The following is a 21,747-nucleotide window of genomic DNA, read 5'->3' as shown; positions in this document are numbered from 1 at the left end:
TTCATTGAGCTTAATGCTAAATCGCAAAATCGGCCAAAATATAGCGCATTAATTTACCTGGTCATGTAAATAACGCCGCGACCTCTTGCCAGCGAGCTTCACTTTCGGCGACCAGTAACTTACCTGTGATCTGCGGTGAATAGCGGGTGTCATCAAGCATACGAGCAACCGCGCCGGCCTCCTGACTGATCAATAACCCGGCCCCGTGATCCCACAGGTTAAGCGTACCCTGAAACATAACAAAGGCAGTGGCACCGGTATTTAGCAGCCGATACTCAGCCGCTGGTCGGCTACTGTGACCAAATCATGGTGATTGCGTTTTTCTTCTATCTGGTCGCTGGCAAGATGTCTGAATCGGGGCATGATTTCAGAATCAGAAGCCTCCCGGCAGATAGAAGCAAGGTGGTGTAGTTCGCTGGCAGTGATCATCATTGTCCTGTTGTGTTGGGTGTCTGTTTATATACTGCCACGATATGTGTCGGCCGCCAGTTATCATGGACAGTTTTTAGATCCAACGGATACTAAGCTACAATGCCGGACCGATTTTTTAGTAGAATTACAATGTTTAATAAATTGTTGTTATTGCCCGTTAAGGGCCTGGTTACTATCCTGCCGTTTGCCATCACTATCTATTTTCTGGTGTGGTTGGTCAGTTCTACCGAAGCGCTGTTATTACCGCTTATACCCGCCCGGTATTATTTTCCCGGGCTAGGGGTGGTAACCGTTATTCTGGCACTAACAGCCATTGGAATTTTGATTAATGCCTACCTGTTTAACTGGATTATTCTGCTCGGCGAGCGCGTTTTCGCCCGCGTACCAGTAGTTAAAACCCTGTTCGGCGCGGTGCAGGATGCCGTTGAACTGTTTGAGGTGAAAAAAGAAAAAGAAGCAAAAAAGGCGGTTGCCGTAGAGCTTGATAATGGGATTAAACTGGTGGGTTTTATGACCAGTGAAAAGGTCGCCAATAAACTCTTTCCTGGCGAAGATAAAGTGGCCGTCTATTTGCCTTTAAGCTATCAGATTGGCGGCTATACTATCTACCTTGAACGGAACAGGATCACTGAGCTGGATATCGACGTAGAAACCGCTATGCGTATAGCGGTGACGGGCGGTAACTCGATCGAAAAAGACGCGAAATAATCAGTCATTTTATTGCGGTGCATGCATGAAAAAAACCATCAAGAAGCTCGACAATAATGTCGTTAAAGCGCTCACTGTAGCCTGTGAAACGGCTAAAGACTGGGACATGGGTTTTGTATGGCTCACCCATACCGCCCGTTACGAACAGTTCCCGGGTAGTCTGATGGTGACTTGTGTGTTTGAGTACGACGATGACGTAAAGCAACTTACCGTTGAGGAAAACGATAAAAAATTCCGTCAGCTTATTCAGCAGCAACTGTTGAAAGTGGGTATCAAGGTAAAGGACATCCGCCGACATGTCTGTTTTGACAGTGAAGAGAGTTGTGAGCGTGAGCACAACGGCGACTGGCAGAAACGGTTAGTTCACTGTTAAAGGGTTTTCTTAGTGATGCTTTTTGCATCACACTTAGTGCAAAAAACTGTATGGCTTTATGAGCAATTTGTCGGGGTGCCGACAGCACCCAGGGGGAACAGTGAGGTTCCCCCTGGAGCCCCCTCAGTTCTATGTGGCGAAATAGCATGTTGGCCAACAAAAGGGTAAACCTAACGAGGCAGAGCGGGCGTCCTGCCCGCCTGCCCTGGCTCGTCGTCCGTGACGAGCCTACGTTTTCCCTAATCTTTTTGTCGGCCAACAATTCGCCACAACAGAACCACAAAAAAAGCAGGAAGTTTTGAACTTCAAAAGGAAAGACAGTGCCCCTTGGCAGTTAATAGCGTTGTAAAACAGCATTAATTTCTCTATTGCTGTCACACCTACTCGGGGTGCCGTTTCTAATGAGTAAATCACTCGTATTAGTGACTTAAAAAAGACATCACCTTGAATCACGCAATCCACAATAAACCAACTTTCTTTAAAAAATATGCGCCGGCTTTTATTGCAGGGAGTAGTGCATTTATCGCGGTGATGGCAGGAGGTCCCGCCCTGGCGTAACGCATAAAGCTGATTGTTATTGGCTGATGACCAAAGAGTCAAGCGCCTGCCGTATCCAGTGTTGGTGCTTGCGCGTCCTTACCGCGCCGGATAAAACGCGTTTGGCTAGTTAAAGATGTTGAGTTATCAACACATCACGAACCAAATAGCGTAATCTATAGGCCCTGTTAATTGGCCTAGAAAATAACCTGTGAGCTGGATCTTATTCACCCTGATGGCGGTGTTTTTTCAAACCTTTCGCAATGCCATCCAAAGTAAACTGAGTAGCACTGTGCCGACAGCAGGGGTAACGCTGTCGCGTTTTCTGTTTGCGCCGCCTTTTGTGGCTGTGTATGTATGTCTGGTTTCCATAAACGAGGGAATTGGCGTGCCGCAATTTACGTCCCGCTTCTGGGTGTTTATTGTACTTGGTGCTGTGCTACAGATTGCTGCGACATCGCTGATGGTGGTGTTGTTTAAACAAAAGAATTTCGCCGTGGGCGCCGGACTGGCAAAAAGTGAAGCGCTGGTGGCTGGCGTGCTGGGCATGTTGTTTTTTGGCAGTCAGCTTTCCCTGTTGGGTTGGCTGGGGATTGTCATAGGTGCGGTGGCGGTGTTTGTACTGAGTGGTTGGCGAAGAGGCGGGGATCTATCGGCTAAAACCGTAGTTGTCGGTCTGGCCAGTGGTAGTTGTTTTGCGCTAACGTCTTTATATGCCCGCGAGGCGAGCCATGCGCTTGGCATCCCATTTGTGCCGGCGGCCGGATGGGTACTGTTATGGTTGTTAACATTGCAAACCATTATGTTGTGCGTGTTTATTGCTGTCCGGCAGCCTCAGACGTTTAAAAAACTGGCAAGCAGACCGAAAACCGTTATTGCTGCCAGTATCACCAGTTGCCTGGGCTCTATAGGTTGGTTTACGGCAATGGCCATGCAACATGTCGCCTATGTAAAAACGCTTGGTCAGCTAGAAGTTTTTACTACTATGCTTATTACGATTTTGTGGTTTAAGCAGCCGGTTCGTCGTCACGAGTTTGCAGGCCTGGTACTGATTGGTCTGGCCGCAATTCTGGTAATGTGGACCTGATCTCGCATTTCTGGCCGGACCGCGCTACGCTATGGCTATGGTAAGTGGTAGAGGAAAGACATTGCCCGACTATACCGATCCGGTGCTGCTCGAAGCGTTGACTGAATTAAAAGCAATGTTTGATACAGGTATTTCTGAATACCAGTTGATTAAACAATTGCAACAGCCGCCCTGGCTACTGTTTAATGGAGTCGAGCTTAGCGAGCCTCTGGCTATGTTTCGCTGTCATTTTGTGCTGTTCAATGCGCTTTACTCGCTAAGCGAGGAGTGGCGGCAACAGGGCCTGGGCGAATTGGATATCCATACCCTGAACATCAGGCTGAAACCAGCCACTGCATATGCAGCAGGGGTAACCGGGTACGATGGACTCAAGGCTTATTATCTGAACTGGGATAACTTCAGCGATACCAAAAGTGCCGATGTAGAGGCAATGCTGGATGATTTCTGGCAGTGCATGGCTGGTCGCAACCTGCCGGCCAGTGATGTAGCCAAAGCCAGATTAACGCTTGAGCTGGCTACAGATGATGAGCTGACGGCTATTGAACTTAAAAAGCAGTATCGTAAGTTGCTTCAGCAGCATCATCCGGATAAAGGCGGTTGCACGGCAAAAGCGCAGGAAATCAGTCAGGCATATCGTGTTTTATGCAGCGTCGTCAATTAATCTGCGAACTGACTATATTGCTGGGCATCTTCTCGTTTATCTATCTTATGCTGATCTTCTGAGCGGCCCTCTCGCCAGTAGCTGGTTACATAAACTTGCGTGCGTGGGACATTGAATTCCACATCCAGCGTACTGCGTATAGCACGCATGGATGAAAATTCGCATGCAGCCCATACCGCCGGGACACCTTCCAGCCATTGAATATCCAACAGGCTTTTGGCAAGACTGGCGCTGCCGGTCTGTGTTAACCAGACAACTTCGATGCCCTCGGGCGCTTGCAGAGACTGTTTATCTGTTTCTTCAACGATACTGATAATGGCATAGCCGCGGGTTTTCTCCGGTAGCACTTCCAGTTGCGCGCTAATAGCGGGCAGCGCCGTCATGTCGCCAAGTAATATTACCCAGTCGTGCTCTGTAGCAAGGCCCCTGGAGGTTCCGGGCCCGGCCACTGTTATGGGGTCACCGGGGGCGGCAGATTGTGCCCAGTGGGAAGCCGGGCCGGCTTCTACTCCCTCGCCGTGAAGCATAAAGTCGACGGTCAGGGTGTTGGCTGCTTTATTCAGCGCGCGCACGGTGTAGGTGCGCATCAGAATTTTCTGACCTCCTTCAGGCGTTGTGGTCTGTGGTTCACCAAATTGATTGAATAACAGTTTGATGTAACTGCCAGCCGGAGCCTCAGGAAACACTGCGAGATCGTTACCGGTGAGAATAAGCCGTTGTAAATTGGGCGTCAGGCGCGCAGTGCTAAGCACCTGTAATGTGTAGTATTGCCGTTTTTTCATAGACACTCCTTATTGTGGTCAGGAACCTATCCTAATCGTCCGTTTAAAAAGGAGAGGGAATGGCGCAAAACAAACTGCAGAGGCCAGTTTGTTTAACGTATCTTCATCATACCTTGTTAAGGCGCCGTCACGAGGACATCTGACGCAACGAATACCGTATTTGTCGATGATTATAAATGAGAAGCATTTGTAATTGTGGTTATCTAATCGAACGGCCCAATGCATAAAATAGAATGGCCCAGCTGATTTATAAATGGCGATAACGGGCCAGAAGTTGTTCAGTCGCTTCGCGTCGTTGCTGGGGCTCGTCGTCCATCACGCCGTAAATTCGCAATCCGTTGTCGAGTCGTTGAACCCCCATCGCATAACAATGGCCGCCGGTGCGTGGCAACCATAACCGCTCGTCACACATGACGTCTTTAATAAAGGTGTTTTGTTGGTCTGCAGACATGCCGGTGAGGGAGTACTGCAGGATCCAATCCTGCAGATCGCATGCAAACCGGACGTTATCGTCTAGCTTTGCGGCCAGTGTTGCTAGTCTGTTTGGCAGCTCTGTGGGGACCTCGGGCGCATGGTTTTCCAAAGTATCCGTTACCAGCGGGCAACAGACTTCCGCATCAGGTTTGCGCTCCATAATGCGGATCACTGGCTTTTTAAGTGGCCGTGCGCCAGTGATCACCGGCGTCAGAGTGAGTGCCTGGGAAAGTGCTACTACTTTGCGGTTAAGCGGCTGCTGCCCATGGTACCAGGCGAGCAGGGCATTAATGGTTTCAGGGTACTTCGACTCAAAGAAAATATGCTGCTTGGGCACGATATGCAGATGACGGACTTCGTCTACCAACGCCTGTTGTGCAGCAATAAGCTGGCCGGGACGGCCAATCAGGCGCAGGGCAAACTTCCTAACGTGATTGGCCGAGTCTTCCACAAAGACCCGCATGTTGTACGGCTTCATGGCCTCGTTTAAGCGGCTCTGGGCCGATAGCAGGCCATCGATGTAACATTCAGGCAGCCACCAACTGAAAATGTAATCGTCCTGCAGGGTATCACTGGAAAACCGATGATCTTTAGGGATATAGGTATTATCTGCGGGCTTACCTGTGGCGGTGCACCGTAACGGCAGTTCGTCAGCCTCAACGCCTGCCAGTAGCAGCGTGATGTGCTCTGGCTGATAATACTGGGACTTGTATGCTGCGATGTCTTCAGCGCTAATTCCGGCCAGGGTATCGCAATAACCGCCCCAGTGATGATAACAATCCGGTGAGCGGTCGCCGCGCCAGATACTCATTTGCGCCTGATAGTCGGGAGTTGCCTCGTACATGGCGAGCTCGCGGGCAATGACGCCATCCCGTTCGCGTTTAATGTCGTCGGCGGGGTACTCAATTTGCTGTAAGCCTGCGTAAAGGTAGCCCACAATCTTCAGCAACACCGATTTGCTTGGGGATACCGCGTAAAAATAACTAAAGCCGTTATGGCTGGAGGCATTGATTTTTACCGGTAGCACACTGTTGGCGGCAAACAGGGTATGGCGCTGTTGGTAACGGTCGGAGTAACGGAACACCAAATGTTCAATCAGGTGGGCGATGCCGGAGCTGTCTACCGCCGGTGTAGGCACTACAAAGGCAGCACCATAATCCTGTGCTGGTTGCTTGAAGCTGACAACGTTGAGGCCGTTACTCAGGCGCGTCTGGTTACCCATGGCTGATTCAGATTTCCGTGATTGGGATCTTTACTTTCGGGTCACGATACACTAATTCGCGCTCAGGCGTTTGAGATTTTGCAACCGCTTCGGCCATTAAATGGTGATCCGGTGATTTTGAGCAGACCGGGTCGGTTTTATACATATCGCCGGTTAACATATAGGCCTGACAACGACAGCCGCCAAAATCGAGGTCTTTTTCGTCGCAGGTTTTGCAGGGCCCCTGCATCCAGTTCGTGCCTCTGAAATGATTAAAAGCGAAATCGTCGAACCAGATATCCCGCACCGATTTGTCTTTTACATTGGGGAAAGTCAGCGGCAGAATTTTTGCGCTGTGACAGGGTAATGCGCTGCCATCCGGGGCGATAGTTAAAAAGGTTGTGCCCCAGCCATTCATGCAGGCTTTCGGACGTTCCTCATAATAGTCGGGGGTGACAAAAATAAAATGTGGACCACTACCGTTTTGCTTATCTCTGAACGCGTTCACTTTTGCTTCGGCTTCTGTCAGTTGTGCCTGAGAAGGGAGCAGGTGGTCGCGATTGAGATATGCCCAGCCATAATACTGCACGGTAGCCAGCTCTACATAATCACCTTCCAGCTCACAGCACAGGGCCATCACCTCTTCGATTTGATGAATATTCTGTGCCGTCAGGCAGAAATTCAGCACCATGGGGTACTCGTACTGCTTAACCAATTTTGCTACTTTAAGTTTTTGTTCAAAAGAATGGCGTTTGTTACCAATTAAATCATTAGCGTCGGCATTGGCTGCCTGGAAGCTTAACTGGATATGATCAAGTCCGGCTTCGCGCAGTGCCGCAATGCGTTTTTCGGTCAGGCCTATACCGGAGGTGATGAGATTGGTGTAATAGCCCAGGCCACTGGCGTGGGCCACCAGTTGTTCCAGGTCTTTGCGTAACAATGGCTCACCACCGGAGAAACCGAGCTGTACCGCGCCCATTTCACGCGCATCGCTAAGCACCTTTAACCAGGTGTCGGTATTACATTCCTGTTCTCTGGTGCCCAGATTGACCGGATTGGAGCAATAAGGGCAGTGCAGCGGACACTCGTAGGTTAATTCCGCCAGTAACCACAGCGGTGGACCAGGCTGGTTTGGAGTGGCTGAGCCGTTTTCAGACATAGTTTATCCAACGCTTTTGTTCGGCATGTTCAAAAAAGGCATAGACATCTTCATCGATACCTTCTGCATCAGGGAAGTCTGCCTCCAGTGCCGCAATAATATCGGCAACTGACTTTTTACCATCGACCTGTAACAGGATAGCAGAGGCACTGCCGTTGAGTTTTATCATGCCTTCCGGAAACAGCAATACGTAGCAGTCCTGGGCCTTTTCAAACTGAAATTTGAACAGGCGGTTTAGCTTCGGCACTTTTTTGGCTAGTTCACTCACTTACATTAACCCTTTATGGCAAATTTGCTGGTCGGCCACGCCATGAAACGGGCGGCGATCAAATTCGTAGGCCAGACTAATAGCATCTGCCAGTGACCACAAGACGTCGAGTTTAAATTGCAGAATGTTAAGCGCCTTTTCCTGGAGTTGACGGGTGGTAAAGTGATCCAGGGTAATTTGTAAACCGTGCTCCACATCTCGCCGGGCCTGACTTAGGCGCATCTGAAAGTATTTAAAGCCCTCGGCGTCTATCCAGGGGTAATGTGCCGGCCAGGTGTCTAGCCGGCTCTGATGAATTTCCGGGGCAAACATTTCGGTTAGCGATGAACAGGCGGCTTCTTCCCAGGTCGCGCGGCGAGCAAAATTCACATAAGCGCCTACTGCAAACTTAACCCCTGGTAAAAGCAGCTTTTCATCAACAATGTCCTGGCGATCAAGGCCCACTGCTTCGCCCAGGCGCAGCCAGGCTTCAATTCCGCCCAGACGCGGATCGCCTTCTTCACCATCGTGATCAAGAATGCGCTGAATCCACTTTCGACGCGTTTGCATATCAGGGCAGTTAGCTAAAATAGCAGCGTCCTTAACCGGGATACACTGCTGATAAAAAAACCGGTTAGCTACCCAGCCCTGAATTTGTTCTCTGCTACATTTACCCTGGTTCATGGCCTGATGGAAGGGATGGTGAATATGATAATACTGACCTTTATCGCGTAGCTTTTGTTCGAATTCTTCTCTGCTCCAGGGGCGTTGCTCGCTCATGGGATACCTCTTTTATAGGGTGATTTGCATACCGTCGTATGCCAGTTCAATATCGTTATCAGTTAAGTATTGATGCGCCGCTGAATCTTCATTCAGAACCGGATTGGTATTATTGATATGAATCAGGATTTTGCGATCGATGTTAAAACGATTCAACAGGCTGACTGTGCCATCCGGACCATTCACCGGCATATGGCCCATCTGACTGCCCAGACGATTGCTAAAGCCTTTCTGAATCATTTCGTCATCCAGCCATAATGTGCCGTCAAACAATACACAGGAGGCCTGATCGAGCATAGACTCGACTAACGGACTGGCTTGTACGCAACCCGGGGCATAGAACAGACTCTTACCACTGGCGGTATCGGTGATTTGTAAACCAATATTGTTGCCGGGCACCACTTTATCCCGGTAACTGGAATAGGGGGGCGCGTTGGACTCAAGCACGACCGGGTTAAATAGCAGCCCCGCGGCGCCTTGTGGAGTAAATGACGCTTCATAGTCGGTACCGATTTGGTGGCGTTCAAGGCCGCCATGCCAGTGTTTGAGCATGGTAAAAAGGGGAAAGGCAGTGGTTAAATCCTCATGTACCACATCGGTACAGTAAACCGGTAATGGCAATCCCTCACGGAGTGTAAGCAGACCCGTGGTGTGATCTATCTGACTGTCGGTTAAGATAATTGAGCGAATGCTGGTGCCCCGTTGCTGGTGTTTATCAACCGGCCAGAGTTCGGGGGTGTGATTTATTTGCTGGCGTAAATCCGGCGATGCATTGATTAATACCCAGTCAGTGCCATTAGCGCTGACCGCTATGCTGGATTGTGTGCGGGGAGTAGCCTTAATTGAGCCGTCGCGAACACCGCGACAGTTATCACAGTGACAATTCCACTGCGGAAACCCACCACCGGCTCCCGCTCCCAGGATCAGAATCTTCATATAATGAGCCCTGATTGGTTACCAAACCGCTACGCGGTTGCGGTAATATTTGATTAAAAAGCGTTACCAATAAAAAAGGCTGCACCACCATTAAGCGAAAGCGCAACCTTTTATAGGTCTTGTCGAGATGACGTTTCCGGAAGATTCTCTCCGGGCATAAAGCTATTATCTGTTGCTGATGTACAGAGTAACTTCAAAGCCTAAACGCATTTCAGTGTATTGAGGTTTAGTCCACATAACGGGCTCCTTATTAACTTCGTTTTAACACTTTTGTGATTGTAGGACTCGCCTGCCGAAAAAAAAATCCTACTTTGGAACTACTTTTTATCATCCCTTTAGGGTAAAAATCCACAAGCGTCCGTATCTATGGACCACTGCGGCGCACTTAAGTTGCTATAATTTCGTAAAAATTGTAACAACAGGGGTAAAGGCCGGCCGGAAGCGCTGGTGCCTGTCCCATACTGAAAGCTGGTGCCGGCTACATCAAGATGAGCCCAGGGCGTATTCCCTGCAAATCGTGCCAAATAGCAGCCAGCCGTGATCATGCCTGGTGAATGATTGCCGGCATTACGCATATCGGCAAAGGGCGAGTTGAGCGAATCCTGATAATCCGGCCATATTGGCATGGTCCAGGCCCGATCGCCACTTTCATCGCCGGCTTGCTGTAGTGCCTGGTTAAGCTGCGGTGAATTGCCCATTAAGCCACTGGCATGGCCGCCGAGGCTTACAATCTGTGCCCCGGTAAGGGTTGCCACGTCAATAATCAGTGCTGGCTGATGCTGTTTGGCGTAGGTAATGGCATCGCAAAGTACCAGCCTGCCCTCTGCATCGGTACTAATAATTTCAACGGTTTGTCCTGACATGGTGGTGAGAATATCACCCGGGCGAAACGCATCGCCATCAGGCATGTTTTCGGCGGTAGCAATCACCCCGGTCACATTCACCGGTAATTTAAGTTCAGCCACGGCGGCCATCAGGCCAATTACGGCCGCGCCGCCACACATGTCGTAAATCATGTTTTGCATGCCCGGTGGTTTTTTCAGAGTGATCCCGCCGCTGTCGAATGTAATGCCTTTGCCAATCACCCAGATCGCAGGCTCTTCGGGCTCCGCGCCTATGTAGTGAATCACCGGCATACAAGCTGGCTGTGCCGACCCCCTGCCAACAGCCAGATACGCGCCCATCCCCAATTCAGTTAACTGTACTTCGTCCAGAACGTCGGTTGATACGGTCGCGTATTGTTCGGCAAGCGCCAGGGCGCATTCAGCAAAATAGCCTGGCGTACACAGGTTGCCTGGCATGTTGGCCAGATCGCGGGTACGACACTTGCCGGTATGTAATGCCCGGGCATAATGCAATGTATCCTGTAAGCTGTCATCACTCACTAGCAACTCTACTGTAAGCTCTTTGCGCCGGGATGCTTTGGTTTTGTAATCGTTAAACTGATAAGAGGCATGAAAGAGCGCGTGTATCAGAAGTTCGCTACCCTGCAACCAGTGAGGAACAACAAGCTCAGCCTTAGCCTGGTTAAGTTGCGTTAGAGTGTCGGTGACTACGTTACTGATGCGCGTGGCATCCACCCTGCCGATATCAATGTTAGCGTTGACTAACAAAACACGAAATGCTTTAAATTTTGGTGGTTTTATGCATAGTAAGTATTTACTTTCTGAATGCCAGTCACCCATTGCCTGATAATGTTCAATAAGGGTTTTAAGGCTGGCAGGATACGCCTGTGAAGGAAAGCCGGCGTGTCCTGCCGGCACCAGAATAACCAGCAATTCTGTACTGTGGTTATTGATGGATGCCATATTCAGGTGTTGCGTTTGCACTATCACAGCAACGACTCCTGTGCTATCTGTACGCGGGTAAGTGTGGCATCAGTGTAACGGCTATGTGTTGGTTTCGCTAACCGGATATAAGGGTTTGGGTTTGTTTTTAACCGGTCTCCTGAGTGTCGCGATAAGCAAACAGGCACTGATAAGGCAGATGCCAAACCAGCCTGTTGGGGCGAGCTTTTCACCTACAACCGTTACTGCCAGCAGAGCAGCCACAACCGGTTCCAGCAGGGTAATGGTAGTGGCCAGGCTGGCGCGGATAACGGTGAGTCCTTTGCCAAATAACAGATAGGCAACAAACATCGGGACGACTGCCATATAGAGTCCCACCGAAAAGTTATTCATTGAAGACAACAGTGGAGCGCCGGTTGCGAAAAGAACAGGCATTAACATCAGGCCGCCCACACCAAACATACTGCCCATTGCAGCACGTGAAGTTATACCGCGATCGATAAGACGCCGAGCAATCCATGAATACATGGCATAAGTAAAAGCTGCTACCAGGCCAAGGACTATACCAATTGTGTTATGCCAGCTTGAGGCGGTGTTTTCAAAAGAACTGGCGGGTTTGGCCGTAGTGAGCAGTACTACTCCGGCAACCCCGAAAACAATACTGATAAGCCATCTACGGTTCAGAGATTGCTTGTCGAAGGTCCATTCAATTATTGCGGCGGCTATGGGCGCCAGACCGATGGAGACGACATTGCCAACGGCCACACCCGAAAGTTTCATGGAACTGTAAAATGCCAGGGGGTAAACGGCAACATTTACCGCGGCAGCCAGTACCAGCATACGGTTGTTGAGTAGCGCCGTTTTATGACGGGCAATGGGTCTGGCGGCAATCATTGCCAGTAGCAAACCGCCGACCCCCATGGTCACGGAGGCAATACCCAATGGGCTGACCTGAGGTGCGAAGGTGGCCGCAGTACCGGTGGTCCCCCACAGAATGGCAGCGATAACCACAGCTGTTATACCCATGAAGTAGCCCGGCTGCGAACTCATAATGCGCCCTCAATGAGTTTATCTGCCATCGCTCTGGCCCGTGAGATGGCTTTTACATCGCGAGACAGGCCAGCAAGCGATATTGAGCCCTCGAGTAAAAAACAGATGTGTTCTGCTAACGAAGCCTGGGTATGACCGTTTTCATCGGCGAGAGGTAATTCACTGAGCTGGTTTGTGACGATTTCCCGGACTTCCTGTTTATGCCTGTTTACTGCTTCACGCTCCGCACTGTTTGCTGGCATTTCTGCTGCGGCGTTTAATAAACCACACCCACGAAAGCCATTTTGATAGTCAAACTCGGCGTGGTCCTGATAGGCATCGAAAACCGCTAGAATCCGTTCCCAACCATTTGACAGGTTGGCAGAACGCAGGGCAAACAGTTCGAGCCATTCCTGGTGTCGAGCGTCGATGTAAGCGGCAATCAGATCAGATTTGGACTTAAAGTTATTATACAGCGACATCTTGGCAACCCCGGCACGGTTAATTACCGCGTCCACTCCGGTGGCGGTGATGCCGTGGTCATAAAACAACTCTCCTGCTGCTTTAAGCAATTTATCCCGCGCACTAACCCGACTCATTGTACTCTCCGAAATTAACTATACAGACTAGTCTATATAGTTAATTTGATGGAAGCAAGCTGGGCTGCCGGCCAAAATCAAAATATCTTTTCTTTAGCCTGTTATTATTGAGGTCTAGACTAGTCATTCTATATTCTGTGAGGACCTAAACCAGTAGAAAAAAAGAGAGTAAAATAAAGGTAATATCAATTAGAAACGGCGATAGCTATCGGGCTTGCTGTTAGTCCGAAGGTGTCGGTCGGGCCCGCAAGTGACTCATGGCGACTACGGTAACCAGTGCCAGCATCACTGAAGCGGCAATAAAGGGCATTCTGTGCTCAATACCGTACAACGTCGCTGCTATCGGGGGGCCAAGAATATATCCCATAGCGGGTGAAGCGGTAATAAATCCAGTCACTGTAGCCTGGTTTTCCGGTTTACAGCTGGAGCTGGCCAGCGCCGCAATTGCGGGATAGCTTATCCCAAGTCCACTGCCTAAAAACAGCATTGCTACGAATAAGTGTGAGGTCTCCTGATGAAGATAGATAATTAAATAGCCAACCGATAAAAGCGGAAAAGCGATCTTGATCAGGTTACCCGGATGTATGCTGGTGCGTTGTACCAGCGCAACCTGAACGGTTAAAGCACAAATGGCACTCAACATCATGGCCAGTCCTACCGCCTGGGCGGCTTCGGTAGTGGTGAGTTGGTGATGATCGATCAGGAAAAACGCCAGGGATTGCTGCATCATCGCAATAGCCAGAAAGACACTGGCGTTCATAGCGATTAAAAGCGGTACATAGGGTTGAATAGTTAAATCGCCCTGTCGTGTTTTTTTACCGGGGGCACTGCTGGCGGGTAGGCCGTGTTCTTTCGGAAGATAGCGCCATACCAGAACCGCCGCAATCAGGGTCATTAAGGTGATGCCGTACAAGGGCGCTAACAGGTGAAAGCTGACCATAATACCGGCAAAGGTTGGCCCGAGAATTTGCCCAAGACTGTGCGCAGAGGACACTTTACTGATTGCTTTAACCCTTTCTTTTTCACTGCTGATCGCGATGGCCATTCCCACCACCGATGGCGGAGTAGCCGACATGATGGTAGCCTGGGCTGTGCGGGAAAACAGAAGGGCGATAAATAAGGCCGAGCCAACTAGCCAGCCCTGAAAACCGGTTAGCCACACGGAGGCAAAAATTAGTGTACCTATGGTATAGCCACTCAGTCCGGTGATGAGGAGTCGTCGGTAACCCCGCCGTTTACCAATCCGTGACCAAAAGGCATTACCCAGCGCATACATCATGGCCGAACTGGACATCAGAAACGCCACGTTAAATTCGCTAAGCCCAACCTCGCGCCCCAGGGGCGGCAGCGTCGTCATAACCACAGACTGACCCATGGCTGTGGCGAGCAAAGAAAAGAACAGTAAGCGAAAGGTCATGTTTAAAAGGAACTGCCGAAAATAATCCAGTGAACTGCCAGTTTACCACGAACGCGCATCTTTCTGTCCGATATCAGACTGTTAGATATACCTAGCCATCTGATAAGACACCGAGGTCGGTGACGGCTAAATAAAAAAACTTATTATATTAGATTTGGCGCATATATTGCTGCTATAAATTAAGTTTTATTGTCTTAATGACGGTGTTTATGAAAAGTATCTCCAGCAAACTTGTTGCAATCAGTACGGAAAAGCCATTATGGGTTTATGCCATACTGTTGCTTTTGACCCTCGGCGTTGGTAGCCAGATCCCACGGATTACCATTGATACAGACCCGGAGAACATGTTGGATGCCGATCATCCTGCACGGGTTTTTCACAACCAGACCAAAGCGGATTTTGGCATGTACGACGCGATTGTCGTTGGCGTTGTGGACGACGATAATTCACAGGGCGTTTACAATCAGTCATCTTTGACTGACATTTTTGACTTAACTGAGTCAATTTTGGCAATTGAAGGCGTGGTAGATGCTGATTTAATGTCTATCTCCACGGTCGACAATATTTCTCAGGCCGGGCCGGGTACCATTCGTTTTGAATGGATGATGCCCAATCCGCCGGCTGATGAGGCGGCCGCGGCGCAGGTTCAGACCAATATTGAACGCTTACCGCTGCTATACGACACACTGGTTTCGCAGAACGGCAAAGCCGCTGCGATTTACGTGCCGATTCTCGACAAAAATGAGAGCTACCGTATTGCGGAAGAGATCCGTGCGGCAATTAATCAGTTTGACGGGACTGAGCAATGGTACATCACCGGGTTGCCGGTGGCCGAAGACCAGTTTGGTTTTGAAATGTTTGTGCAAATGGGTATCTCAGCGCCGCTTGCCGGGCTGACTATCTTTATTTTGCTGTTTATTTTCTTCCGCAATATTCCGCTTATTATTGCACCAATGGTAGTGGCCATGGCAACCGTTATCGTGACCATGGGACTACTGATTGGCTTTGGTTTTACCGTGCACATTATGTCGTCAATGATTGCCATCTTCCTGATGCCGATTGCGGTGGTGGATTCGGTGCATATTCTGTCGGAATTCTCTGACCGCTATAAACCAGGCGAAGATCTAAAAGCGGTGGTCAAAGAGGTGGTAGGTCACCTGTTTACGCCAATGTTGTTCACCTCCATTACGTCATCGGTTGGCTTCTTCTCGCTCATGCTAACGCCTATTCCACCGGTACAAATATTTGGTGCCTTTGTGGGCTTTGGGATCCTGTTTGCGTTTTTGGTGACCATTGTGTTTATTCCCGCTTACCTTTCGCGAATGAGTGACAAAGCGCTGAATAATTTACAAGAAGCTCTGCATCAGGATGGCAACGGCGATGGTTCGCGTATCGCTCGTATTGCTCGCGGACTGGGGAAAATTGCCACCGGATATAAGGGCTCTCTACTCGTAGCGTTCGGCGCGATTTTCGCGGTGTCGGTGTGGGGCGTTACACAAATTCAGATTAACGATAACCCGGTACGCTGGTTTAAATCTGATCATGAAATCCGTGTGGCAGACCGCGTGTTAAATGAGAACTTTGCCGGTACTTATAATGCTTATCTGGTATTAACAGATCGCACTGAACAGGCCACGCCACAGAGCATGTTGGATGAGCAGGCTATGCCTGCGTCGCTGAGCGACTGGCGCCAGGAAACACTGGCTACAGTGCAGGACGGTGCACCATCAGAAGCCCTGCAAAACCTGATCTTTGCCATCGACGATAAACTGTTTGATGACCTCACTCCCGAGGAAACTGACTACCTTGATGCTGTTATGGCAAAAGTTGAAACGGCTAATAGTCAGGGCAAAACCTTTCAGGATCCAGAAGTACTGGCCTATATTGAAAAACTGCAACAAACCCTGCAGGACTCTGGTTTAGTTGGCAAGTCCAATGCGCTGCCAGACGTAGTAAAAGTGGTTAACCGCGAGCTACGTTCAGGCGAGCAGAAAGACTATCAGTTACCTGACAGCAGCAATGCTGTAGCGCAAACCTTGTTGCAGTATCAGTCATCGCACAGGCCAAACGACCTGTGGCACTTTGTTACGCCGGACTACCGTGCAGCGCTGGTGTGGCTGCAACTTACCAGCGGTGACAATCAGGATATGACAGCAGTGGTACAACTGGTTAAGGACTACATAGAGACCAATCCGCTGCCAGCCGGTATCGAAGCTGACTGGGCCGGTAAAGCCTACCTGAACGTAGTGTGGCAGGAAAATATGGTGGCCGGTATGCTCGACAGCTTAATGGGCGCATTCGTGATTGTGTTTGTGATGATGATCGTGCTGTTTCGCTCGCTGGTTTACGGTGTGCTGGCCATGCTGCCACTTACCATTACCATCACCTTTATTTATGGTCTGATTGGCATCGTGGGTAAAGATTATGACATGCCGATTGCCGTGCTTTCAGCACTGACCCTGGGTCTGTCGGTGGATTTTGCCATCCACTTCCTTGAACGTGCACGGGCGACCTTTAACGATACAGGTAGTGTTCAGGAAACTATGACTATTATGTTTGAAGAACCGGCAACAGCCATATCCCGCAACGCGTTAGTGATTGCGCTGGGCTTCACGCCGTTACTGTTTGCCCCGCTCGTCCCGTACATTACCGTTGGTGTGTTTCTTGCGAGCATTATGGCTATCTCCGCCCTGGTAACCCTGTTGCTGTTGCCGGCGGTAATGAGTCTGGGCCGTAAAATTGTGTTTAAGTCGGCGAATTAAGGAGTGGTTATGAAATTAACTCGAATTGCTAAAACCATCTTGTCAGCGACAATTCTGGCAGCTTCCAGTCTGACATTTGTGTCATCTGCTATGGCAGCAGTCGACGTGGATCAACTGATTAAGCAGGCTGAAAAGGCCGCCTACTATGCCGGCGAAGACGGCCGTTCTGATGCCCGCATGATGATTGTGGACAGCCAGGGGCGTAAACAGCTTCGCCAGTTCACCATTTTACGTAAAGATGTTGAGGACAACGGCGATCAGAAAATGATGGTGTTTTTCTCCCGTCCCACCGATGTGAAGGACACGGTGTTCCGGGTGGAAAAACATGCCGATACCAATGTGGATGATGACCGCTGGTTGTATTTACCGGCACTGGATTTAGTGAAACGAATTTCTGCAGGCGACAAGCGTACGTCATTTGTGGGTTCACACTTCTTCTACGAAGATGTCTCCGGTCGCGCTGTATCGCAGGATGACTTTTCACTGGTAGAAGAGAACGACGAGCGGTATGTCCTTAAAGCGGTACCGAAAGACCCTGGTTCTGTAGAGTTCGCTTACTACATGGTGGAGATTGATAAGGCGACATCGCTACCGGTGCTGATTAACTTCTATAAAAGTGACGATACCAATTACCGTCGCGTGGAGTCGGTGCAGGTAGATATCGTGCAGGGATTTCCCACTGTATTGCGCTCGAAAGTGTCTGACCTGGCCAATGGCGGTTACACACTAATGGAATTCAGGGGGTCAGAGTATAACGTTGGCTTACCCGACGATGTATTTACCGAGCGCAGTCTGCGTAACCCGCCTGTACAGTGGATAAAATAATGCGCCGTTCATTATTAGCTATCGCCTTAGGGACAGCGCTTACTGGCACCCCGATGTTTTACGCAGTTCAGGCTTCAGCGCAGGAAGCGCAAACCAGTGGTGATGAGTGGGATGCCTGGGATCAATTTGACGAATTCGAAGAAACTGAAGAGGTCTCGCCGTTCATCTGGGCCGGCTTTGGCGAAATTGCTGTCGGTCAGCGTCTAAGTGACGACCCGGCGTTAGCCGCAGATAAAACCTTGCGGGATTTACGGGTGCAGTTACAAGCCGACTACACCCTGGATGCCTCGACGCTGGCGTTTCGGGGCGACCTTTACTATGACGGTGTGCTCGATAGCGTGAAAGTGCAGATTCGTGAGGCCGCGTGGCAGGGTAATCTGGCTTTTTTAGGTGACTGGGGCAGTAATTTTGACGCTAAAATTGGCCAGCAGGTGCTGACCTGGGGCACCGGCGATTACGTTTTTTTAAACGACATGTTTCCCAAGGATTATCAATCGTTCTTTGCCGGGCGAGACGACGAGTACTTAAAGGCGCCCAGTCTGTCGGCTAAACTTTCTGGCTATTTCGACTGGGTGAATGTGGATTTGGTGGTGACTCCGGAATTTGAACCGGATAACGGCATAACCGGTGAATACTTTTCGTTTTTTAATCCGCAGTTTGGTATGAATGTCGCGCCTGCCTTTGACGTACTGGACAAAAATGAGCCCGACGACGCTGAATGGGCGTTGCGATTGTATAAAACCGTTGGCCAGACAGAACTGGCGTTTTATGGATACCGGGGGTACAACAAAACACCCATGGCGGCCGATGAACAAGGGCTGCCTCGTTACAGCCGCTTAAACGTGTGGGGCGCTAGTGCTGTTAAACCTGTTGGCCCGGGCCTGGCAAAAGTGGAATACGCTTATCACGATGCCATTGAAGACAGTGATGGCACTAACCCTTTGGTGCCCAATAGTCAGCATCGTTTTTTAGTGGGTTATGAACAGGAACTGATAGCCAACTTAACCGGCAGTGTGCAGTGGTACGCCGAGCATACTGTGGATCACGATGCATTACTGGCCAACTCCTACTGGCCGCAGTTCGAGCAGGAAGAAAGCCGTCATGTGGTGACCACTCAGTTAGTGTACCGGGCGTTACGTCAAACGCTGACCCTCAACTGGTTTAATTTTTATTCGCCTACCGATAGCGATGGCTATATGAAGTTTCGCGCTACTTATTCGCCGGTGGATGAGTGGCAGATAAACGGCGGGGTTAACCTGTTCTATGGTGATGAGCCCCACACCTTTTACTCACAATTTAAAGACGCCAGCAATGTGTATACGTCTTTCCGATATTTTTATTAGGAGTTAGTTATGTCTGCAGAACGTGCGTTAACCGCTTTTGCCGGATTTATGGTATTGCTGTCTGTAGCACTTACCTGGTTTGTTCACGAGAATTTCTTGTGGTTTACCGTGTTTATTGGCGCCAACCTGTTTCAGCAAAGCTTTACCGGTTTTTGTCCGGCTACGATCATCTTACGTAAGGTGTTTGGCTTTAAAACCGAGAAAGAACTGGCGCTTAACCAGTAACATATTGAAATTAAAATAGTAAGTATTTGTTGGTAAATGCTTACTTAGTTACTTTTCTCATTGATGGATGTTCCCATCCGTTCTTTGCCCCGGTTGTTAAGGGGCTTTTTTATGGCGCTATACACGCCAGCATATCGCGTTCAATTTGGGTCCAATCCAGCGGCTTAGTGCTGATAATTTCAATTCGACTATCTCGGCGATAGGCGACTTTATCGAAGTCATGTTCGTCTTTCACCCGGTTGTAAAAGACCCAGGCTGTACCGATTTTTATCACCCCTTTAATGCGGCTGATATGCTCAAGGCCATTGAGGATAGTTTCGAGTTGCCAGTAGTCAAAGCTGTCATCGCGGTGGAAAATCCAACCACAGCTGTACAGGTCATTGCCGTGGCCGGTTTTACGCAAGGGGTTGCCAGGCGTAGCGCTTTCAGGGTGGCTATTGTTATCATGGCTGTGCTCATGCTCATGCTCATGCTCATGTTGGTGATGCTGATGAGACTCGGGAAACTGCGCTTTAAGCTCACCGTTTCGCACCACATCCAGTAAGGCAATGTCGATAGCGGCTCGAGTGGTTCGGCCGATAAACTGCTTGGGCGGAAACATATTGTTGAGGCCGTCTTCGGTGGCGGTAATCTGCGCCTCGCTGGCCAGGTCGCATTTGTTTATCAGCACCACGTCGGCAAGGTTTAGCTGGTCGTGAAAGGTTGCATTTTCAATTACCTCTGGTTCTCCCAGTGAACGGGGATCCAATAAACAGAGGGTAGCGCGCAGATCCAGTTTGTCTTTGAAAGCCGGGCCAGTGAGTGTATCGATAATGCCTTCAGGGTGACCAATACCGGTGGGCTCTATAATCAGTCTGTCAGGACTGGCCTGTTCAATTAGTGCTCGTACTGTTTTGCCCAGCGAAGCGCCAAGGGCGCAGCAAATACAGCCACCGGCCAGTTCTTTTACGTGCAGGTCCTGTTGGTCTGGCAGCATTTCCTGGTCGATACCGACCTGGCCGAACTCATTCACCAGAATAGCCCAGTTTTCCCCCTCAGGTTTGTTGGCCAGCAGCGTATTGATGGCTGTGGTTTTACCAACCCCTAAAAAGCCGGTCATAATATTGGTGGGGATTAATGTGTTGTTCTGGCTCATAACTTCTCTTTCGCTTAAAAAAATGAAACACTGCTATGCATTAGCACTGATCGTTCGGTACAGAGTGGTGTTATGGTATAACAATTCAAGGGGATGCAGCATGTAACGCCTGGTAAAACACCATTACTGAATGATGCATAAAGTTAAAGTGCCGCCATTATGAAACCCCCACAGAGAACGCACATGGCCATTACTGATCCGCTGGTTGCGGATGAATTATTACCTTCCCTCAATGCTTTATTAGAGCTTACCGAACAGTCTCCCCCCTTAAACGGCGCTAATCTGGGGTTTTATCGTAAGCGGGCCAGAGTAGGCGGTAGCAAGCCCCTTGAAGACGTACCTTTCGAGGTGGTTGACGTTGCCGATGGGCCGGGATACCGGGGTTTTCGGCTTTGGGTAATCAATCATGATCCGGCTGCTCTGGCGCGGCCAGCGGTACTGCATTTCCATGGTGGTGGTCTGGTAATGGGCAACTGCCAGAATTCTCTGCCGCGCATGCAAACAATAGCCAACGCGCTGAATTGCGTCGTGATTTCGGTGGAATACGGGCTGGCACCTGAAATACCGGCTGATGAGGCGCAATTACAGCACCAGGCCGCGTTGATTTGGTTAGTCTCACAGGCGAACACATTGGCCATTGATAGCCGTCGTATTAGTTTGCTGGGAGTAAGTGCTGGTGGCTGCCATGCGGTGAATCTGGCGCTACATTGTGCTGGCTTGCAGACCATTCAACTGGCTGGCATGGCATTGTTATATCCGATGCTGGACGACAGAACCGGTAGTACCGTGATACCGCCTGCTCATCAGGGAAAGTACTTATGGACAGCGGAGCAAAACCATTATGGCTGGCGTACGTTTTTAGGTAAAGCGCCAGGTAGCAATAAGGTACCCGATTACCATGTACCAGCCAGAGTGACTCAGCTTGATGGATTGCCATCCACTTACATTGCCGTGGGAGAACTGGATTTGTTTTATGCTGAAAACTGTGTCTTCGCAGAAAAACTCGAGGCTGCTGGTGTGACCACAGAGCTTTATACCGTGCCAGGCGCATTCCATGCGTTTGAGTCGGTGGCCCCACAAACCAGCCTGGCCATGCAATTCAATCAACGCTTGTTGCAGGCACTGCAACGGTTTTGCCAATAACCTGCGTTTATTTGCTGCACAGCAACTGCTTTAATTACTTTATTTATGAATTTATTTCATTGTTTTATGAAATAAAGTCACTTTTATTCATCTAATTCGGCGCGT

At 49.7% G+C, this 21,747-nt stretch carries 22 protein-coding genes; 9 read left to right on the top strand and 13 right to left on the bottom strand.

Annotation, left to right across the window (positions count from 1 at the left end):
- Nucleotides 1–61: 61 nt before the first annotated feature.
- The gene (locus AC2T0J_RS05900) at nucleotides 62–238 is read right to left on the bottom strand and encodes a hypothetical protein (RefSeq protein ID WP_489809222.1); all 177 of its coding nucleotides are present in this window, start codon (nucleotides 236–238) and stop codon (nucleotides 62–64) included.
- Between the two features lie 323 nt (nucleotides 239–561).
- On the opposite strand from AC2T0J_RS05900, the gene AC2T0J_RS05895 reads away from it, so the two are divergent.
- The 4 genes from AC2T0J_RS05895 (at nucleotide 562) to AC2T0J_RS05880 (ending at nucleotide 3,798) form a co-directional block, all read left to right on the top strand.
- Entirely contained in the window at nucleotides 562–1,140 is a 579-nt protein-coding gene (locus AC2T0J_RS05895) for a DUF502 domain-containing protein (RefSeq protein WP_489809221.1), read from the top strand.
- Between the two features lie 25 nt (nucleotides 1,141–1,165).
- Complete coding sequence (locus AC2T0J_RS05890; protein ID WP_489809220.1) at nucleotides 1,166–1,513, top strand: Fis family transcriptional regulator; 348 nt, start codon at nucleotides 1,166–1,168, stop codon at nucleotides 1,511–1,513.
- 748 nt (nucleotides 1,514–2,261) lie between these two features.
- Nucleotides 2,262–3,137 carry an EamA family transporter gene (locus tag AC2T0J_RS05885; protein ID WP_489809219.1) on the top strand — a complete coding sequence of 292 codons (876 nt, stop codon included), beginning with the start codon at nucleotides 2,262–2,264 and terminating at the stop codon, nucleotides 3,135–3,137.
- Nucleotides 3,138–3,168: 31 nt separating this feature from the next.
- Complete coding sequence (locus tag AC2T0J_RS05880) at nucleotides 3,169–3,798, top strand: DNA-J related domain-containing protein (RefSeq protein ID WP_489809218.1); 630 nt, start codon at nucleotides 3,169–3,171, stop codon at nucleotides 3,796–3,798.
- Here AC2T0J_RS05880 and AC2T0J_RS05875 read toward each other — a convergent pair.
- The 11 genes from AC2T0J_RS05875 to AC2T0J_RS05825 form a co-directional block, all read right to left on the bottom strand.
- Nucleotides 3,795–4,580 (bottom strand): siderophore-interacting protein, encoded by a 786-nt coding sequence (locus AC2T0J_RS05875; RefSeq protein WP_489809217.1) that lies wholly within the window; start codon nucleotides 4,578–4,580, stop codon nucleotides 3,795–3,797. The genes AC2T0J_RS05880 and AC2T0J_RS05875 overlap by 4 nt on opposite strands.
- Nucleotides 4,581–4,827: 247 nt before the next feature.
- The gene (locus tag AC2T0J_RS05870) at nucleotides 4,828–6,276 is read right to left on the bottom strand and encodes an insulinase family protein (protein WP_489809216.1); all 1,449 of its coding nucleotides are present in this window, start codon (nucleotides 6,274–6,276) and stop codon (nucleotides 4,828–4,830) included.
- A 7-nt stretch (nucleotides 6,277–6,283) separates the two neighbouring features.
- On the bottom strand, nucleotides 6,284–7,414 hold the full coding sequence (gene pqqE, locus AC2T0J_RS05865; RefSeq protein WP_489809215.1) for a pyrroloquinoline quinone biosynthesis protein PqqE: 1,131 nt from the start codon (nucleotides 7,412–7,414) through the stop codon (nucleotides 6,284–6,286).
- Nucleotides 7,407–7,682, bottom strand: a complete 276-nt coding sequence (gene pqqD, locus AC2T0J_RS05860; RefSeq protein ID WP_489809214.1) for a pyrroloquinoline quinone biosynthesis peptide chaperone PqqD — start codon at nucleotides 7,680–7,682, stop codon at nucleotides 7,407–7,409. The genes pqqE and pqqD overlap by 8 nt, the downstream gene beginning before the upstream one ends.
- On the bottom strand, nucleotides 7,683–8,441 hold the full coding sequence (gene pqqC, locus AC2T0J_RS05855) for a pyrroloquinoline-quinone synthase PqqC (protein WP_489809213.1): 759 nt from the start codon (nucleotides 8,439–8,441) through the stop codon (nucleotides 7,683–7,685). It lies immediately after the preceding gene.
- 12 nt (nucleotides 8,442–8,453) lie between these two features.
- The gene (pqqB, locus tag AC2T0J_RS05850) at nucleotides 8,454–9,377 is read right to left on the bottom strand and encodes a pyrroloquinoline quinone biosynthesis protein PqqB (protein ID WP_489809212.1); all 924 of its coding nucleotides are present in this window, start codon (nucleotides 9,375–9,377) and stop codon (nucleotides 8,454–8,456) included.
- A gap of 165 nt (nucleotides 9,378–9,542) precedes the next feature.
- Entirely contained in the window at nucleotides 9,543–9,614 is a 72-nt protein-coding gene (gene pqqA, locus AC2T0J_RS05845) for a pyrroloquinoline quinone precursor peptide PqqA (protein ID WP_073324441.1), read from the bottom strand.
- 98 nt (nucleotides 9,615–9,712) lie between these two features.
- A complete protein-coding gene (locus AC2T0J_RS05840; protein ID WP_489809211.1) occupies nucleotides 9,713–11,212 on the bottom strand; it encodes a leucyl aminopeptidase in 1,500 nt (499 codons plus the stop codon).
- Between the two features lie 54 nt (nucleotides 11,213–11,266).
- Nucleotides 11,267–12,214 carry a DMT family transporter gene (locus AC2T0J_RS05835; RefSeq protein WP_489809210.1) on the bottom strand — a complete coding sequence of 316 codons (948 nt, stop codon included), beginning with the start codon at nucleotides 12,212–12,214 and terminating at the stop codon, nucleotides 11,267–11,269.
- Nucleotides 12,211–12,792 carry a TetR/AcrR family transcriptional regulator gene (locus AC2T0J_RS05830; protein WP_489809209.1) on the bottom strand — a complete coding sequence of 194 codons (582 nt, stop codon included), beginning with the start codon at nucleotides 12,790–12,792 and terminating at the stop codon, nucleotides 12,211–12,213. Before AC2T0J_RS05830 ends, AC2T0J_RS05835 begins: the two co-directional genes overlap by 4 nt.
- Before the next feature lie 220 nt (nucleotides 12,793–13,012).
- Nucleotides 13,013–14,209, bottom strand: a complete 1,197-nt coding sequence (locus AC2T0J_RS05825; RefSeq protein ID WP_489809208.1) for an MFS transporter — start codon at nucleotides 14,207–14,209, stop codon at nucleotides 13,013–13,015.
- Between the two features lie 209 nt (nucleotides 14,210–14,418).
- Here AC2T0J_RS05825 and AC2T0J_RS05820 point away from each other — a divergent pair, with 209 nt between their 5' ends.
- The 4 genes from AC2T0J_RS05820 to AC2T0J_RS05805 are packed head-to-tail and all read left to right on the top strand — an operon-like array spanning nucleotide 14,419 to nucleotide 19,364.
- On the top strand, nucleotides 14,419–16,971 hold the full coding sequence (locus AC2T0J_RS05820) for an efflux RND transporter permease subunit (protein ID WP_489809207.1): 2,553 nt from the start codon (nucleotides 14,419–14,421) through the stop codon (nucleotides 16,969–16,971).
- 9 nt (nucleotides 16,972–16,980) lie between these two features.
- Nucleotides 16,981–17,796, top strand: a complete 816-nt coding sequence (locus AC2T0J_RS05815) for an outer membrane lipoprotein-sorting protein (RefSeq protein ID WP_489809206.1) — start codon at nucleotides 16,981–16,983, stop codon at nucleotides 17,794–17,796.
- Nucleotides 17,796–19,139, top strand: a complete 1,344-nt coding sequence (locus tag AC2T0J_RS05810; protein WP_489809205.1) for a DUF1302 family protein — start codon at nucleotides 17,796–17,798, stop codon at nucleotides 19,137–19,139. Before AC2T0J_RS05815 ends, AC2T0J_RS05810 begins: the two co-directional genes overlap by 1 nt.
- Before the next feature lie 9 nt (nucleotides 19,140–19,148).
- Nucleotides 19,149–19,364, top strand: a complete 216-nt coding sequence (locus tag AC2T0J_RS05805) for a YgaP family membrane protein (protein ID WP_123324623.1) — start codon at nucleotides 19,149–19,151, stop codon at nucleotides 19,362–19,364.
- Between the two features lie 109 nt (nucleotides 19,365–19,473).
- On the opposite strand, the gene AC2T0J_RS05800 is transcribed toward AC2T0J_RS05805, so the two are convergent.
- On the bottom strand, nucleotides 19,474–20,499 hold the full coding sequence (locus tag AC2T0J_RS05800) for a CobW family GTP-binding protein (protein ID WP_489809204.1): 1,026 nt from the start codon (nucleotides 20,497–20,499) through the stop codon (nucleotides 19,474–19,476).
- A 159-nt stretch (nucleotides 20,500–20,658) separates the two neighbouring features.
- On the opposite strand from AC2T0J_RS05800, the gene AC2T0J_RS05795 reads away from it, so the two are divergent.
- Entirely contained in the window at nucleotides 20,659–21,642 is a 984-nt protein-coding gene (locus tag AC2T0J_RS05795; protein WP_489809203.1) for an alpha/beta hydrolase, read from the top strand.
- Nucleotides 21,643–21,747 lie beyond the last annotated feature (105 nt).

This window comes from Alteromonas sp. ISO5 (assembly GCF_058105165.1).
This window is presented reverse-complemented; position numbering and strand designations above follow the sequence as displayed.